Origin of the sequence: Luteimonas sp. WGS1318 (assembly GCF_043187535.1) — a bacterium.
In the GTDB taxonomy this organism is placed as follows: Bacteria; Pseudomonadota; Gammaproteobacteria; order Xanthomonadales; family Xanthomonadaceae; genus Luteimonas.
Map to the genome: position 1 here is coordinate 457929 of NZ_CP171131.1, position 15865 is coordinate 473793.

Below are 15865 nucleotides of genomic sequence, written 5' to 3' on the forward strand. Positions count from 1 at the left end.
GCGCGGGGCGCCCGTGACGGCATCAGAACTGGTAGCGCACCCGCAGGCCGTAGGCGCGGGCGTCGTTGAGGAAGCGGATGTTGAGCCGCGACCCGACGAGCGCCTTCTGCGAGACGTCGTTGTTGAGCAGGTTGCTGCCGAACAGCTCGTAGCGCCAACGTCCGTCCAGCGACGTCAGCCCGATGCCGGCATTGAGCGTGACCTCGCCGCGCTGGCGATCCGGGAAGCCGGCCTCGGCCGCGGTTTCCTGACGCACGAAATCCTGGGCCTCGTCGACGTACACCACATCCCGGTTGTTGTACTGGGTGAGGTAGTACGCCGAGCGGTAGGACGCCAGCAACTGCCAGTCGAGCGAGCCGAACGGCAGTTCGCTGAACTGCTGCAGACGCACGTTGCCGGTGAAGCGCGACGCCAGCGGCAGTTCGTTGCCGGTGAGATCGATCAGCGACGTCACGCCGCCGGCGCCGTAGTTCTGGCTGCGTGCGTCGCCGACGATGCCTTCCTTGATCTCGCTGTCGAGCGCGAGCGCGTTGAGGTGCAGCATGAAGCCCGCACCGAAACGCGTGACGCTCTCGGCCTCGATACCGTAGATCGCCGAACGGCCGATATTGCGGTTCACCAGCGAGTAGCCGGCCGGCTCACCATCGTTATTGAGCGAGATCACCGTCAGGTCCTGGAACACCTGGTCGGTGTAGTCGTAATAGAACGCGCTGACGTTGAACGTGCCCGGACGACCGAACCAGCGGTGGCTCATCTTGCTGCCGATCTCGTAGGCCTTGATCGACTCGGGGCTGAAGGCCTCCGGGATCACATTGACATCGAAGGTGTCGTTGAAGCCGCCCGACTTGTGACCGGTGGAGACGGTGGCATAGAGCATGTGGTCGTCGGTGAGATCGAACTCCACGCCGGTGCGCCAGTCGTTGAACTGGAAGCGGCTCTCGCCGAACTGCTGCGAGGGGATCGAGTTGACCTGCACCCATGACTCGTACGGGCAGTCGATGGTGTCGCCGCCGATGTCGGGCCGGTCGACGCAGCCGAATGCGCCGCCGTTGGCGACATCGCCGATCTGCTGGCCGATCGTGTCACGTTGGCCTTCGCGCAGGATGCCCTCGAGCAGGAAGCGGGCCATGTCCGCCTGCGAGGTCAGGCCGGTCACGTCGAAGTTCGGGCGCTTGAGAAACGCAGGCGCGAAACCCTCGGTGCCCAGCCGCGTGGCGAAATCACCGCCCTGGCCCGGCAGGCCCAGCGCCCAGTTGCCGCCGATGCCGTAGCGCGACTTGGCTTCACGCGTACGGCGTACGCCGGCCTTCAGGCGAGTGCGGTCGTTGACCTCGAAGGTGCCGTCGGCGAACAGCGCGGTGGAGCGGCCATTGACGCGCGGCATCGTGAATTCGGTGCCCGAGAACCAGGTGCCCTTGTCGGTCAGTGACAGATAACCGACCTGCTGGTCCTCGTTGAAGTGGAATGCGCCGCCGGTCCACTGGAAGCGCCCGTCCCCCGACGAAGACAGCCGCAGTTCGTGCGTGGTCGCCTGCGACAGCGTCTGCCAGTACTGGGTGGAGAAATTGTCGTAGTCGAACCCCTCCGGATTGCCCGGCCCGCGCGCGCTGACATCGCGGCCCGGCCACAGGATGCCTTCGCTGGCGGCGTTGGTCTGGCGGTAGTCCACATCGCGATAGCTGGTGTTGTACTCGGCGACGATCGGGCCGAAGTCGTAGCTCACGTTCGCCATCGCGCCCCAGTTGGTGCTGTCGAGTGTGCCCTGGGCGCCGCGATAGACGACGTTGCGGAGATCGAGATCCTCGGGCGCCAGGCCCGGGCTGTCGGGGCAGGTGTCGGGGTCGGCGCTGCCGCAGGCCGCGCTCCAGATGTTGGCGCCCGGATAGCCGGTGCCGCCTTCCTTGCCCATGTCCGCCATCGCGAACACGCTCAGCTTGTCGTCGGGCTGGTACAGGAACGACACGCGGCCGCCCTTTTCGTCCTGGATGCCGGCCGGATCGAGGCGCGGATCCCCCGCATTCCGGAACGAGCTGTCCTTCTCCACCGAATACCCGGCGAAGCGCAGCGCCGCCCAGCCACCGAGCGGCAGGTTGATCGCGAACTCGCCGGCCTGGTGATCACGGTTGCCCGCTTCCAGTTGCACGTAGCCGCCGAAGTCCTCGAGATCGGGCCGCTTGGTGACGATGTTGAGCGAGCCGGCGAGGGCGTTGCGACCGCGCAGCGTGCCCTGCGGGCCCTTGTTGATCTCCACGCGCTCGATGTCGTAGAACATGCCGCCCAGGCCACGCGGGCGTGCGATGTAGGCGCCGTTGATGTGCGGTGCAGCGCCCGGGTCGCCCAGCTCGGTGTTGTTGGCCGAGCCCACGCCGCGAATGAAGATCTCCAGGTTGCCTTCCTGGTTGGACATGCTCAGGCCCGGCACCAGCGCCTGGATGTTGCGCAGTTCGTTGTTGATGCCCAGCGCCCGCGCGTCTTCGGCGGTGATCGCCTGCGCGGTGCCGGCGTATTTCTGCAGGTCCTGCTCGCGACGCTCGACGGTGACGATCACCGCGTCCAGCGTGCGCGCGGCGTCGGTATCGGCGTCGGTCGGTGCGCGTTCCTGCGCGGCCGCGGGCAGTGCGGCGATCATCAGAGCTGCCGCGATCGCGCGGCTCAGTGTGTGTGGTAGCGGTGTCGAAAACTGCATCGTCCCTCCCCAGGGTCTGAAAGTGCCGCCTCTGGGGGCGACGAAGAGGGACCGCTTTTACAGGGGCGCTGACAACGCTGTCAATTTTGCCGGCGTGTATCGACGTGCAGACCCGCGCGCGCAAGATTCTTTCGTTCGAAGACCGCGTGGTTCTTGCGCGGTGCACCATGGCCGTGCGCCGGCTCCGCATCGATGAATGGGCTCGGCCGGGTCCGTGTGTCGCGGCTGCCGCGACGGGGCCACGCGTAGAATGTGCCGATGGATGTCTCGCACCTGCTCGACGGGCTGAACCCGGGCCAGCGCCAAGCCGTTTCCGCCCCTGATTCCCACTACCTCGTGCTGGCCGGTGCCGGCAGCGGCAAAACACGCGTGCTGACCCACCGCATCGCCTGGCTCAACGAGGTGCTCGGCGTGCCCGCGCACGGGATTTTCGCGGTCACCTTCACCAATAAGGCGGCGGCGGAAATGCGCCATCGCGTCGATGCGCAGCTGCGCAACGGCGCGCGCGGCATGTGGATCGGCACCTTCCACGGTCTCGCCCACCGGCTGCTGCGCCTGCACTGGCAGGACGCGAAGCTGCCCGAGGGCTTCCAGATCCTCGACAGCGACGACCAGCTGCGTCTGGTCAAGCGGGTGGTGCAGCAGCTCGAACTCGACGATGCGCGCTTCCCGCCGCGGCAGATCGCGTGGTGGATCAACGCGCAGAAGGACGAGGGCCGCCGGCCCCAGCACATCCAGGACGCGGGCGACGAGTGGTCGGGGGCGATGCTCAAGGCCTACGCGCTGTACCAGGAGCGCTGCGACCGCGCCGGGCTGGTGGACTTCGCCGAGATCCTGTTGCGCGCGCACGAGCTGCTGCGCGACACGCCGGCCCTGCTCACCCATTACCGCCGGCGCTTCGGCCACCTGCTGGTCGACGAGTTCCAGGACACCAATGCCATCCAGTACGCGTTCGTGCGCGTGCTGGCCGGCGACGGCGCGGACGCGGGCAAGGTGTTCGTGGTCGGCGACGACGACCAGGCGATCTACGGCTGGCGCGGGGCGAAGGTCGAGAACGTCCAGCGCTTCCTCAATGACTACGCCGGCGCCGAGACGATCCGCCTGGAGCAGAACTACCGCTCCACGGCCAATATCCTCGGCGCGGCGAACGCGGTGATCGCGCACAACCCCGAGCGCCTCGGCAAGCAGCTGTGGACCGACAGCGGCGAGGGCGATCCGATCGATCTCTACGCCGCCTACAACGAGATCGACGAGGCGCGCTACGTCGTCGAACGCGCGCTGCAGTGGGTGCGTGATGGCGGCAGCCACGGCGAGATCGCGATCCTCTACCGAAGCAACGCCCAGTCGCGTGCGCTCGAGGAGCAACTGGTCGCCGAGCAGGTGCCGTACCGCGTCTACGGCGGCGTGCGCTTCTTCGAGCGCGCCGAAATCAAGGACACGCTGGCGTATCTGCGCCTGGTCGCCAACCGCGACGACGACGCGGCGTTCGAGCGTGCGGTCAACACGCCACCGCGTGGCATCGGCGAGCGCACCCTGGACGAGGTGCGCCGCACCGCGCGCGAGCACGGCATTCCCTTGTGGGAAGCGGCGATCCGCAATGCCCAGGGCAACGTGCTGGCCGGCCGCGCGCGCAATGCGCTGGCGGCGTTCGCCCAGTTGATCGACACGCTGACCGCGGAAACCGCCGAGCTGCCGCTCAAGGATAAGATCGATCACGTGCTGGCGCGGTCCAACCTGCGCGTGCACTACGCCAACGAGTCCAAGGGCAGCGCGGATTCGCGGGTCGAGAACCTCGACGAACTGGTGTCGGTGGCCTCGCGCTTCGTGCGCGGCGACGACGAGGAAAGCGCGCAGCTCACCGAGCTCGTCGCGTTCCTGGCCTATGCCGCGCTGGAGGCCGGCGAGGGCCAGGCGCAGGCCGGCGAGGACGGCGTGCAGCTGATGACCCTGCACAGCGCCAAGGGCCTGGAGTTCCCGCTGGTGTTCCTCGTGGGCCTGGAAGAAGGCCTGTTTCCGAGCGCCCGCACCGCAGAAGAAAGCGGGCGGCTCGAGGAGGAGCGCCGGCTGGCCTACGTCGGGATCACCCGCGCGCGGCAGATGCTGGTGCTCACCTACGCCGAAGCGCGACGCCTGCACGGGCAGGACATGTTCGGCGTGCCGTCGCGGTTCCTGCGCGAGATTCCGCCGGCGCTGCTGCGCGAAGTGCGGCCGAAGGTGCAGGCGCCGCGCGCCGCGTTCCCGCCCCGTCAGCGCCCGGTCTACGGTCACGCCAGTCTGGCGCCGTCGGTGGGCGTGCAGATCGGCCAGACCGTGGCCCATGCCAAGTTCGGCGCCGGCACGGTGATCGATATCGAAGGCGACGGTCCGCACGCACGCGTGCAGGTCAATTTCGACGACGCCGGCAGCAAGTGGCTCGTGCTGGCCTACGCCAACCTGCAACCCGCCTGATCCGGGCCTGCGGCTGGGTGGCGGGCCTCGTGACGGAGTCCGGCCGTGCGGCGCACGCCGTCCGTCGGTCCGCCGCGATCCGCCGCGTTCCCGCGCCGGATGGCGCCTAGACTGGGCCTCCGTCCACAGGCGGTTGCGCCATGTACCGGTCGATTCTGGTGGCCACCGACGGGTCCGATCTTGCCGCCCGGGGTGTCGAGCACGCGGTGGCGCTGGCGGCGGGGCTGGGGGCTTCCCTGGTTGCGATCACCGTGTCCGAGCCCTGGAATACCGCATTGACCGATCCGTCGGGTCTGGTGGGCTTCGACGACTTCCTCGCCGATTACCGCGCCGCGGCGAAGACCCGCGCCGATGAGGTGCTCGCCGCCGTCGCGGCCATCGGGGAGGCGCGTGGCGTCGCGGTGCAGACGGTCTTCGTGCCGGAGCGGCCTCCGGCCGACGCGATCCTCGATACCGCCGAAGCGCGCGACGTCGATCTGGTGGTCATGGCGTCGCACGGCCGGCGCGGACTGGGCCGGCTGCTTCTCGGCAGCCAGACCCGGTCGGTCGTGGCGCGCAGCGAACGCCCGGTACTGATCGTGCGTTGAGCGCGGCTCAGTGCGCCGGCGGATCCGGGCGGCGGGTGCGGGCCACGGCCTTCACGATGCCGAGGCCGAGGAGGACGATCACGCCGACCGCGATCCACTGCGGGGCCAGACCGGCCAGGTGGGCGCCGTAGGCGAGGCCGCCGATCAGCACCAGCATGCCGAAGAGATACAGGGCGAACGAGGACATCGGATGACTCCAGGGTGGGCGACGCCGCGGAGCCTAGCCGGGCCACCGTGAGGGCGGCGCGTATTCATGGCCGCCCACGGGAGCGGCCTATTCGCGAATCGCGAAGGCCGGATTCTCGTCGAGCCGGCCATCGCCTTCGACGGCGATCCAGCGCTCGCCGCCTTTCTGGAAGAGCACGGGGACCGGGTCCTTGAACAGCGGGCGGCGCACGAACTGCAGCGTCCAGCCCAGTTGTTCCAGGGTGGCGATGGCGGCGGTCTGCTCGCGGGTCAGGCCTGCGCGGAGGCTGGCGTCGTCCGGGGGCGCTGGGCGGCGTCGGTCTGAAGTGGTCATTCGATCCTCGATTCCGGCCGGGCGGCAGGCCTCGGCCGGCCGCACTGGTCGGCCGCATCCTACGTGAATGCGGTTTGGCCGGCCAACGCGCGGCGCCGTGACCTTCTGCCCGCGCGCACCGCGCCGCGGCGCATTAGGCTTCAGGGTCCACGGCCGCCGGCCGGTAGTGCTTCCAGGGTGCCGCATGCTCATCCGCTTCCCGACGTCGCGCGGTTCGCGCGCCTCCTTCCTCGCGCTGACCGGTGCCCTGGTGACGGTCGCCTCCGCCCACGCCGCCGAAGGCATGTGGACGCTCGACAACCTGCCCAAGGCCGCGCTGCAGTCGCAGTACGGCTTCTCGCCCGATCAGGCCTGGGTGGACCATGCGATGCAGTCGTCGGTGCGCCTCGCCGGTGGCTGCTCGGGTTCGTTCGTTTCGCCCGACGGGCTGGTGCTGACCAATGCGCATTGCGTCGTCGGCTGCGTGCAAGGGCTGTCGTCGCCCGAGCGCGATCTGCAGAACGACGGCTTCGTCGCCGATGCACGCGGTGAGGAGCTGCAGTGTCCGGCCGAGGAGCTCAACGTGCTGCGCGCGATCACCGACGTCAGCGGGCGCGTGAGCGCGGCGGTCGACGGCAAGCAGGGCCAGGCCTACGTGGAGGCGCGCAACGCCGAGAAGAGCCGCATCGAATCGGAATGCGTCGGCGACGACGAGGCGAAGACGCGGTGCGACGTCGTCGAGCTCTACAACGGCGGCCAGCAGCATCTCTACCGCTACCACCGCTATTCCGATGTGCGCCTGGTGTTCACGCCCGAATATTCGGTCGGCTTCTTCGGCGGCGATCCCGACAATTTCAATTTCCCGCGCTACAACCTCGACGCCGCGCTGCTGCGTGCCTACGAGGACGGCAAGCCGGCGAACGTCGAACACCACTTCACGCTGAAGCCCGAAGGCGCGGAAGCCGGCGAGCTGGTCATGGTCACCGGCCATCCCGGCCGCACCCAGCGCCAGCTCACGGTCGCCCAGCTGGAAACGGTGCGTGACGTCAGCCTGATCAACACCCTGCTGTGGCTGGCCGAGCGTCGCGCGATGCTCGGCCAGTACGGCCGCATCAGCGACGAGGCCACGCGCCAGGCGCAGTCGGATCTCACCTTCACCGACAACAGCTACAAGGTGGTGCGTGGGCAGCTGCAGGCGCTGCTCGATCCGCAGGTGTTCGCCGGCAAGCGTGCCGAGGAAGCGCGGCTGCGCGACGGCGTGGACGCGACGCCGTGGAATGAGGTGGAAGCGGCCCAGGTCACGGCGCGTCAGCTCGCCGTGCCCTACATGCTGCTCGAGCAGGGCCGCGGCTTCGACTCGCGCCTGTTCGGCATCGCCCGCACCCTTGTGCGCGGCGGCGCGGAGCGCGCGAAGCCCAACGACGCGCGTCTGCCCGAGTTCCAGGACGCCGGCCAGGGCCGCCTGCGCCAGACGCTGCTGAGTTCGGCGCCGGTGTATCCGGAGTTCGAGATCGCCAAGCTGACCTGGTCGCTGACCAAGTTCCGCGAACTGCTGGGCACCGACGATCCGCTGGTGAAGTCCGTCCTCGGCACGCAGTCGCCGGCGCAGCTCGCCAAGGCCCTGGTCGAGGGGTCGACGCTCGCCGACGTCGCCGAACGCGAGCGTCTGTGGACCGGCGGTGCCGCGGCGGTGGACGCGTCCGACGATCCCTTCATCCGTCTGGCCCGCGCGGTCGATGCGTCGGCGCGTGCGGTCCGTCAGCGGCAGGAATCGGAGGTCGCATCGATCGAATCGCGCGCGGCCACGCAGATCGCCAAGGTGCGCTTCGACAAGCTCGGTACCACGGTCTACCCGGACGCGACGTTCACCCTGCGCCTGTCCTACGGCGATGTCGCCGGCTGGGAAGAAAACGGCAAGGCGATCGAACCGTTCACGACAATGGGCGGCGTGTTCGCACGCAACACCGGCGCCGAGCCGTATGCGCTGCCGAAGCGCTGGCTGGACGCGCAAGGCCGCATCGCACAGGACACACGCTTCAATTTCGTCAGCACCAACGACATCATCGGCGGCAATTCCGGCAGCCCGGTGATCAACCGCGATGCGCAGGTCGTCGGCCTCGCGTTCGACGGCAACATCCACTCGCTGGGCGGCAACTTCTGGTACGACCCGAAGCTCAACCGCACGGTGTCGGTGCACAGCGCGGCGATCATCGAATCGCTGAAGTCGGTCTACGGCGCCGATGCGCTGGTGGGTGAACTGCTGCAGAAGTAAACGTCGCGCGCTGTCGAAGTCACGAACGGCGCCCCGCATCCGGGCGCCGTTCGCGTATCGGCGTGCGCTGCGTTGGCGGCGCGTCCGGCTATCCGGATTCGCCCGTTCTGTAGGAGCGCGCTCGCGCGCGATGAGGCTCGACCGGGAGCGCCCGTTCGCGCGCCAGCGCGGTCCCACGGCGTGAACGTAGGGCGTCGCGGCTCAGCTGTTCATTGTCCCTCGCGTCGCCGCAAATGCACGCCTGGTCGCGCCTCTCGGCTCTCGATCCCCTGTAGGAGCGCGCTCGCGCGCGATGCGGCTCGACCGGGAACGTCCGTTCGCGCGCCAGCGCCGTCCCGCGGCGTGAACGGAGGGCGTCGCCGCTGCGCCGGACAGGACCCGGCTCCGGCACCGCAAAACGCGCGCGACCCGTCGTGTTCAGCCGCACCCGCTCGTGTAGGAGCGCGCTTGCGCGCGATGAGGCTCGACCGGGAACGCCCGTTCGCGCGCAAGCGCGCTCCCGCGGCGTGAACGGAGGACGGCGACGCTGCGCCGGACAAGGCCCGGCTCCGGCATCGCAAAACGCGCGCGACCCGTCGTGTTCAGCCGCACCTGCTCGTGTAGGAGCGCGCTTGCGCGCGATGAAGTTCGACCGGGAATGTCCCTTCGCGCGCGAGCGCGCTCCTACAGGATGCGGAACCGGTCGCGCCGCATGCGTGACACGCGTCGGATGCAGTCCGTTTCGGACTGGTGATCACAGCCACGCGGCGCGCGCGCCAAACACAATGGCAAGCCGCAACGCGGATCCCGCAGGCAGGCGCTAAGCCCGCGCCTCGGCGTTCAATGACGCGGGGGCCACCACGCGCCCGCTCCTGGCGCTGTCGATGCCGGCCTGCAGCACACGCATGACATCGAGCGCCTCGTCGACGGTGACCGGTGGCGCCACGCAGTCGCGGATCGCATCGCGGATGCCGGTGTAGAACGCGCGGTAATCACCCGCAGGCTCCGGTGATGGCGCGTCACGCACCGTGCCGTCGGCGTCCACACGCAGCCGTCGCCCCGGCGCAGGGTCCACGCCCCAGCCGTCGGCGCCCGGCCTCCCGCCCGCCCGCAGCGCGGCCTCCTGCGGATCGAGCCCATGCTTGAACCAGCTGCCGCCGGTGCCGTGCACGGCGAAGCGCAGGCCCGCGCCGGGGACCAATGCGCCGGCGTGCAGCACCACACGCAGCCGCGGGTAGCGCAGCACGACGTGGAAGAAATCGTCGGCCTCGGCGCCATCACGCTGGATCGCGATGTCGGCCTGCACCGCATCAGGACGTCCGAACAGCTGAAGCGCCTGGTCGACCAGATGCGGGCCGAGATCGAGCCACAGCCCGGCGCCCGGGCCGGCGCGCTCGCGCCAGCGGTCCGGCACCGTCGGCCGGAACCGGTCGAAATGCGAATGCATCTCGGCGATCTCGCCCAGCGCGCCGGCGTCGAGCAGGGCGCGCAGCGCGAGGAAATCGGCATCCCAGCGCCGGTTGTGGAACACGGCGAGCAGCCGTCCACTCGCCCGTGCCGTCTCCGCGACAGCACGCGCCTCGCTCAGATCGATCGCGAACGGCTTGTCGACGACCACATGCCGGCCCGCCTGCAGCGCCGCGGTCGCCAGCGGCGCGTGCGTGGCATTGGGCGAGGCGATCACGACGAGGTCGATCGCCGGATCGGCGAACGCCGCCTGCGCGTCGGCGGCCACACGCACCCCGGGCAGATCCGCATGGACCTTGCGTGCGTCGCTGGAGACCACCGTGTGCAGCGCCAGGCCCGGCGTCGCGGCGATCAGCGGGGCATGGAACACCCGCCCCGCCAGCCCGTAGCCGACCAGGGCGAGCTGCAGCGGCCGGCTCACCAGCTGAAGAGTTTGAAGTAGGTCTGCGGCACGCTGTCGCGATCGCTGTCGATGCTGCCGTCGCCATCGCGGTCGTACAGGTAATAGGTGACGCCGCGCGACGGCGAGACACGCACCGCGCGCAGCTGGCCGCCGACGCGGAACTCGGTGATGCGGTCGCCGTTGGCTTCGGTGCGGGTGGTTTCCACCGCATCGGCCGGAATACCGTCGGGTGACATGCCGTCGCCGGTGGTCGCGCAGGCGGACAGGCCCAGCAGGGCGGCGAGGATCAGGGCAGTGCGCGGGGCGGACATGGCGGAACTCCTGCGGGCGGGGGGCCAGTATGCGACCGGGCACGGCAGGCTGCCGTGCACGCAGTCCCGGGCCGGCACGGGGGGACGGCCGCGCAGGCGCGGCGCGGTCGGGAACGGCGGCTGCGCGCCGGGGCGTCACCGGCGCGGCGGTAGAATCCACGGATGAAACGCCTAGTCCTGATCGACGGTTCCTCCTACCTCTACCGCGCCTTCCATGCGCTGCCGCCGCTGTCCAATGACGACGGTGAGCCCACCGGCGCGCTGTTCGGCGTGGTCAACATGCTGCGTGCCACGCTCAAGGAGGCGCCCGACTACGCCGCCTTCGTCGTCGACGCACCCGGGCGCACGTTCCGCGACGATCTCTACGCCGAGTACAAGGCCAACCGGCCGCCGATGCCGGACGACCTGCGTGCCCAGGTCGAGCCGATGTGCGCGATCGTCGAGGCGCTGGGCTTCCCGATCCTGCGCGTGCCGGGTGTCGAGGCGGACGACGTGATCGGCACGCTGGCGGTGCAGGGCAGCGAGGCCGGCATCGAGGTCACCATTTCCACCGGCGACAAGGATTTCGCCCAGCTCGTGCGGCCCGGCATCGCCCTGGTCAACACGATGAGCGGCAGCCGCATGGACAGCGAAGCCGCGGTGATGGACAAGTTCGGCGTCCGCCCCGACCAGATCATCGACATGCTGGCGCTGATGGGCGACAGCGTCGACAACATTCCGGGCGTGCCCAAGTGCGGGCCCAAGACTGCCGCCAAATGGCTGGCGGAATACGAATCGCTGGACGGCGTGATCGCCGGCGCCGCCGGCATCAAGGGCAAGATTGGCGACAACCTGCGCGCGGCGCTGGACCAGCTGCCGCTGAGCCGGGACCTGGCGACGATCCGGATCGACGTGCCGCTCGATGGCGGCCCCGACACGCTGGTGCTGCGCGCCTGCGATGCCGATGCGCTGCGCGTGCTGTACGCGCGCTACGGCTTCACCCAGGCGCTGCGTGATCTCGAGGCCGGCGGCGGTGTTGCCGCCCCGGCGACGGGCGCGGCATCGGCCGCCGAGCCGCCGGTCGCGCCCGCGTCGCTGGACCCGGCGCTGACCGTCCCGGGCGACTACGAAACCGTGCTCACGCGCGAGCAGCTCGATGGGTGGATCGCGCAGCTGCAGGCGGCCGACGAGTTCGCGTTCGACACCGAGACCGACGCGCTGGACGCGATGCGGTCCGGCCTCGTCGGCCTGAGCGTCGCGGTGGAGCCGGGGCGCGCAGCCTACATCCCGGTCGGCCACGATTACCCCGGCGCGCCCGCGCAGCTCGACCGCGAGCTCGTGCTCGCGGCCCTGCGCCCGCTGCTCGAAGACCCCACCCGGCGCAAGCTCGGCCAGCACGGCAAGTACGACATCCACGTGCTGCGGCGCCACGGCGTCGACGTGCAGGGCTATGCCGACGACACCCTGCTCGAGAGCTTTGTGCTCGACGCCGGCATCGCCCGTCACGACATGGATTCGCTGGCCCGGCGCCACCTCGGCATGGAGACGATCAAGTTCGAGGACGTCGCCGGCAAGGGCGCCAAGCAGATCTCGTTCGCGCAGGTCGCCATCGACGACGCGACGCGCTACGCCGCCGAGGATGCCGACATCACCCTGCGCCTGCACCGGGTGCTGAAGCCGCGGATCGAGGCCGATGCCGGGCTCGCGCGGGTCTACACCGACATCGAGATGCCGCTGGTGCCGGTGCTGGCCCGGATCGAGGCCAACGGCGTCCGCGTCGACATCGACGAACTGCGTCGGCAGAGCGCCGATCTGTCGCGGCGCATGCTCGCCGCGCAGCAGAAGGCGACCGAACTCGCCGGGCGCACCTTCAATCTCGATTCGCCCAAGCAGGTCTGCGCGCTGCTGTTCGACGAGCTGGGCCTGCCGGCCGTAGTCAAGACGCCCAAGGGCCAGCCGAGCGCGAACGAGGAGGCGCTCGAGGCGATCGCCGACCAGCACGAGCTGCCGCGGGTGATCCTGGACTACCGCAGCCTCGCCAAGCTGCGCGGCACCTACACCGACAAGCTGCCGGAGATGATCAATCCCGATACCGGCCGCGTGCACACCAGTTACCACCAGGCCGGCGCGGCGACCGGACGCCTGTCGTCCTCGGACCCCAACCTGCAGAACATTCCGATCCGCACCGAGGACGGCCGCCGGATCCGCCGCGCCTTCGTCGCGCCGCCGGGCCGCAAGCTCGTGGCCTGCGATTACTCGCAGATCGAGCTGCGGATCATGGCCCACCTGTCCGGGGACCCGGGGCTGATCGGCGCGTTCGAATCAGGCGTCGACGTGCACCGGGCGACCGCGGCCGAGGTGTTCGGGCGTGCGCTCGAGGACGTCACCGCGAACGAACGCCGCGCCGCGAAAGCCATCAACTTCGGCCTGATGTACGGCATGAGCGCCTTCGGCCTGGCGCGCAATCTCGGCATCGGCCGCGGCGAGGCCCAGGACTACATCGCGCTGTACTTCTCCCGGTACCCCGGCGTGCGCGACTTCATGGACCGCACCCGCGAGCAGGCCCGCGCGAGCGGCCATGTCGAAACCGTGTTCGGGCGCCGGCTCACGCTGGATTTCATCCAGAAGGGCAACGCCCAGCAGCGAGCGGGCGCCGAGCGCGCCGCGATCAACGCGCCGATGCAGGGCACCGCCGCCGACATCATCAAGCGCGCGATGATCGCGATCGACGGATGGATCGCCGACCACGCCGACCGGGCGAAGATGATCCTGCAGGTCCACGACGAACTGGTCTTCGAGGCGGATGCGGACTTCGTCGACGTGCTGCTGCCGGAGGTCGTCGCGCGGATGACCGCGGCCGCCGATCTGCGGGTGCCGCTGGTCGTCGACAGCGGCGTGGGCGACAACTGGGACGAGGCCCACTGAGCCCCGGGATCGCGTCGGGCACAGCCGCTCCGGGCAGAGCGCGTCGCGCGCGATCGACCTGCGAAAAGAGCAGGGATCGGGTGCCGCCAGGGCGTCCCGGAGCGCCGTCGGACTTTGCCGTTTGAGGGGGTTCGCGGGCCGCCGAGGTGCCAGCGGCAGCCGGAGTAAATGCGGCCTGAATCCAACAGAAAATTAACCGGAATCTTCACGAACCATCCATCCCCGGAGTGCTTTCATAACCCTCGACAGATGCAAGGTCTGTCGCAGATCTCTCCCTTCCCCTGGAGTGATCGACCGGAACCAACAGGCGTCTCCCCGCGCCTGGTTCCCGAGCCCCGTAGGCCCCCCCTGCCTACGGGGCTTTTTTATGTCCGCGATCCGGGCGCGCGGGTACACCGGGCGGCCCGGAAATCGTCATCCAGAGCGAGCCGGCGTCTTCAGACTCGCTGGCCCGTGGGGCGTCAGAACGGACATTCAGCGTGCAGGCGCAGCGGCCGGGCGTCGAGCGGATGCGGCAGCGTGAGCGACGCGGCGTGCAGCAGCAGCCTCGGGGCCGCGTCCGCAGCGGCAGGCGGTGCGTAGAGCGCATCGCCAAGGATCGGATGACCGATGGCCTGCAGATGGACCCGCAACTGGTGGCTGCGCCCGGTCACCGGCGTCAGCGCCAGGCGCGCGCGCGGCGCGCCGTCCGGCCCGTGGCCGCGGTCGAGGACGCGCCAGCGGGTGAGCGAGGGCTTGCCCATGACCGGGTCCACCTGCTGCCGGGGGCGGTTCGGCCAGTCGGCACCCAAGGCAAGATCGATGTCGCCGCCGTCCGCCTCCGGCCAGCCGTCGACGATGGCCTCGTAGCGTTTGTCGACACGCCGTTCGGCGAACGCGGCGCTGAGCACACGCTGCATCTCCAGGCCGCGCGCCAGCACGATGACGCCGGAGGTGGCCATGTCCAGCCGGTGCACCACGCGCGCGTCGGGCCAGTGCGCCAGCGCCCGGGTCGCCAGACTGTCCTGCTTGTCGGCGCCGCGGCCGGGCACCGACAGCAGACCGGCCGGCTTGTCGAACGCGAGCAGTTGCGCATCGGCGTGCAGGCACTGCAGGCAGTCGGGGACGACATCGGGATGCACGGCGGTCGCTGCAGGTACGGTCAGGCCGGTTCGGACAGCCAGTCGCGCGGGCGCAGGTAATCGAGCAGGCGCGCCTCGTCGCTGCCGGCGTCGGGCGTGTAGCCGTATTCCCAGCGCACGCGTGGCGGCAGGCTCATCAGGATCGATTCGGCCCGGCCGCCGGACTGCAGCCCGAACAGCGTGCCGCGGTCGTAGACCAGGTTGAATTCGACATAGCGACCGCGGCGATACAGCTGGAATTCGCGTTCGCGCTCGCCATATGGCATGTCCTTGCGGCGCTCGACGATCGGCAGGTAGGCGTCGAGGAAGCCGTCGCCGACCGCGCGCAGATAGGCGAAATCGGTGTCGAAGTCGCCATGCAGATCATCGAAGAACAGGCCGCCCACGCCGCGGGTCTCGTTGCGGTGACGCAGGAAGAAATAGTCGTCGCACCAACGCTTGTGGGCGTCGTAACGGGCCTCGCCGCCGAAGGGCGCGCACAGGTCGCGGGCGGTGCGGTGCCAGTGGTGCACGTCCTCGTCGAACGGGTAGAACGGGGTGAGGTCGAAGCCGCCGCCGAACCACCAGGCGACGGTCTCGCCGTCGCGCACCGCATGGAAGTGGCGCACGTTGGCGTGCGTGGTCGGCAGGTAGGGGTTGCGGGGGTGGAACACCAGCGACACACCGCAGGCGCGCCACGACGCACCGGCGAGCTCGGGCCGGTTGGCGCTGGCCGAGGGTGGCAGGGCGGTGCCGGAGACGTCGGAGAAGCCGATGCCGGCCTGCTCGAACACCGCGCCATCGCGCAGGATGCGCGTGCGGCCGCCGCCGCCTTCGGCGCGCTGCCACAGGTCTTCGGTGAAACGGGCCTGGCCGTCGGCCTGTTCGATGTCGCGGCAGATCCGGTCCTGGAGGCCGGTCAGATAGGCGCGGACGCTGTCGAAATTGGTCATGGCGCCATTGTAGGCGGGGCGGTCATGGCGACATTGATCGTGATCAGTCGCCGCGGTGCAGGCACGCGTTTGCGCGCGAGCATTGGCGGCCGTGTAGGAGCGCACTTGCGCGCGAGGGCTTTCCCGGCAACGCGCCTCGCGCGCGAGCGCGCTCCTACTGGCACGGGGGGGCAGGTGCGCGCCGCAGGTCCGGTCCGATCGCGCGATGCGCAACGCGGCGACGGCGGGTATCCCGCATCCCCTTCCTGATCAAACC

11 protein-coding genes are annotated in these 15865 nt (G+C 69.8%); 4 read left to right on the plus strand and 7 right to left on the minus strand.

Going from position 1 to position 15865, the window contains the following annotated elements; all coding sequences use genetic code 11:
• Window positions 1-22: 22 nt before the first annotated feature.
• A complete protein-coding gene (locus tag ACF3M1_RS01945; protein WP_394003417.1) occupies window positions 23-2629 on the minus strand; it encodes a TonB-dependent receptor in 2607 nt (868 codons plus the stop codon).
• A 315-nt stretch (window positions 2630-2944) separates the two neighbouring features.
• Between ACF3M1_RS01945 and uvrD the strand changes: the two genes are divergently transcribed.
• Both uvrD and ACF3M1_RS01955 read left to right on the plus strand, forming a co-directional pair.
• Window positions 2945-5134, plus strand: coding sequence for a DNA helicase II (gene uvrD, locus ACF3M1_RS01950; protein ID WP_394003419.1), 2190 nt, complete (start codon window positions 2945-2947; stop codon window positions 5132-5134).
• 140 nt (window positions 5135-5274) lie between these two features.
• Complete coding sequence (locus ACF3M1_RS01955) at window positions 5275-5721, plus strand: universal stress protein (protein ID WP_394003421.1); 447 nt, start codon at window positions 5275-5277, stop codon at window positions 5719-5721.
• 7 nt (window positions 5722-5728) lie between these two features.
• Here ACF3M1_RS01955 and ACF3M1_RS01960 read toward each other — a convergent pair whose 3' ends face one another.
• Window positions 5729-5908, minus strand: coding sequence for a hypothetical protein (locus tag ACF3M1_RS01960; RefSeq protein ID WP_394003423.1), 180 nt, complete (start codon window positions 5906-5908; stop codon window positions 5729-5731).
• A gap of 87 nt (window positions 5909-5995) precedes the next feature.
• Window positions 5996-6241, minus strand: coding sequence for a hypothetical protein (locus ACF3M1_RS01965; RefSeq protein WP_394003425.1), 246 nt, complete (start codon window positions 6239-6241; stop codon window positions 5996-5998).
• A gap of 184 nt (window positions 6242-6425) precedes the next feature.
• Here ACF3M1_RS01965 and ACF3M1_RS01970 point away from each other — a divergent pair, with 184 nt between their 5' ends.
• Window positions 6426-8492 (plus strand): S46 family peptidase, encoded by a 2067-nt coding sequence (locus ACF3M1_RS01970; protein WP_394003427.1) that lies wholly within the window; start codon window positions 6426-6428, stop codon window positions 8490-8492.
• 799 nt (window positions 8493-9291) lie between these two features.
• Here the strand turns inward: ACF3M1_RS01970 and ACF3M1_RS01975 are convergent.
• Complete coding sequence (locus ACF3M1_RS01975) at window positions 9292-10359, minus strand: oxidoreductase (protein WP_394003429.1); 1068 nt, start codon at window positions 10357-10359, stop codon at window positions 9292-9294.
• Window positions 10356-10652, minus strand: a complete 297-nt coding sequence (locus ACF3M1_RS01980) for a DUF2782 domain-containing protein (protein WP_394003431.1) — start codon at window positions 10650-10652, stop codon at window positions 10356-10358. The genes ACF3M1_RS01975 and ACF3M1_RS01980 overlap by 4 nt, the downstream gene beginning before the upstream one ends.
• A gap of 162 nt (window positions 10653-10814) precedes the next feature.
• Between ACF3M1_RS01980 and polA the strand changes: the two genes are divergently transcribed.
• On the plus strand, window positions 10815-13556 hold the full coding sequence (gene polA / locus ACF3M1_RS01985; protein WP_394003433.1) for a DNA polymerase I: 2742 nt from the start codon (window positions 10815-10817) through the stop codon (window positions 13554-13556).
• A gap of 461 nt (window positions 13557-14017) precedes the next feature.
• On the opposite strand, the gene ACF3M1_RS01990 is transcribed toward polA, so the two are convergent.
• Together ACF3M1_RS01990 and hemF are read right to left on the minus strand one after the other, a co-directional pair.
• Window positions 14018-14677, minus strand: coding sequence for an RluA family pseudouridine synthase (locus ACF3M1_RS01990; protein ID WP_394003435.1), 660 nt, complete (start codon window positions 14675-14677; stop codon window positions 14018-14020).
• A 20-nt stretch (window positions 14678-14697) separates the two neighbouring features.
• Window positions 14698-15609 carry an oxygen-dependent coproporphyrinogen oxidase gene (gene hemF / locus ACF3M1_RS01995; RefSeq protein ID WP_394003437.1) on the minus strand — a complete coding sequence of 304 codons (912 nt, stop codon included), beginning with the start codon at window positions 15607-15609 and terminating at the stop codon, window positions 14698-14700.
• Between the last annotated feature and the right edge of the window lie 256 nt (window positions 15610-15865).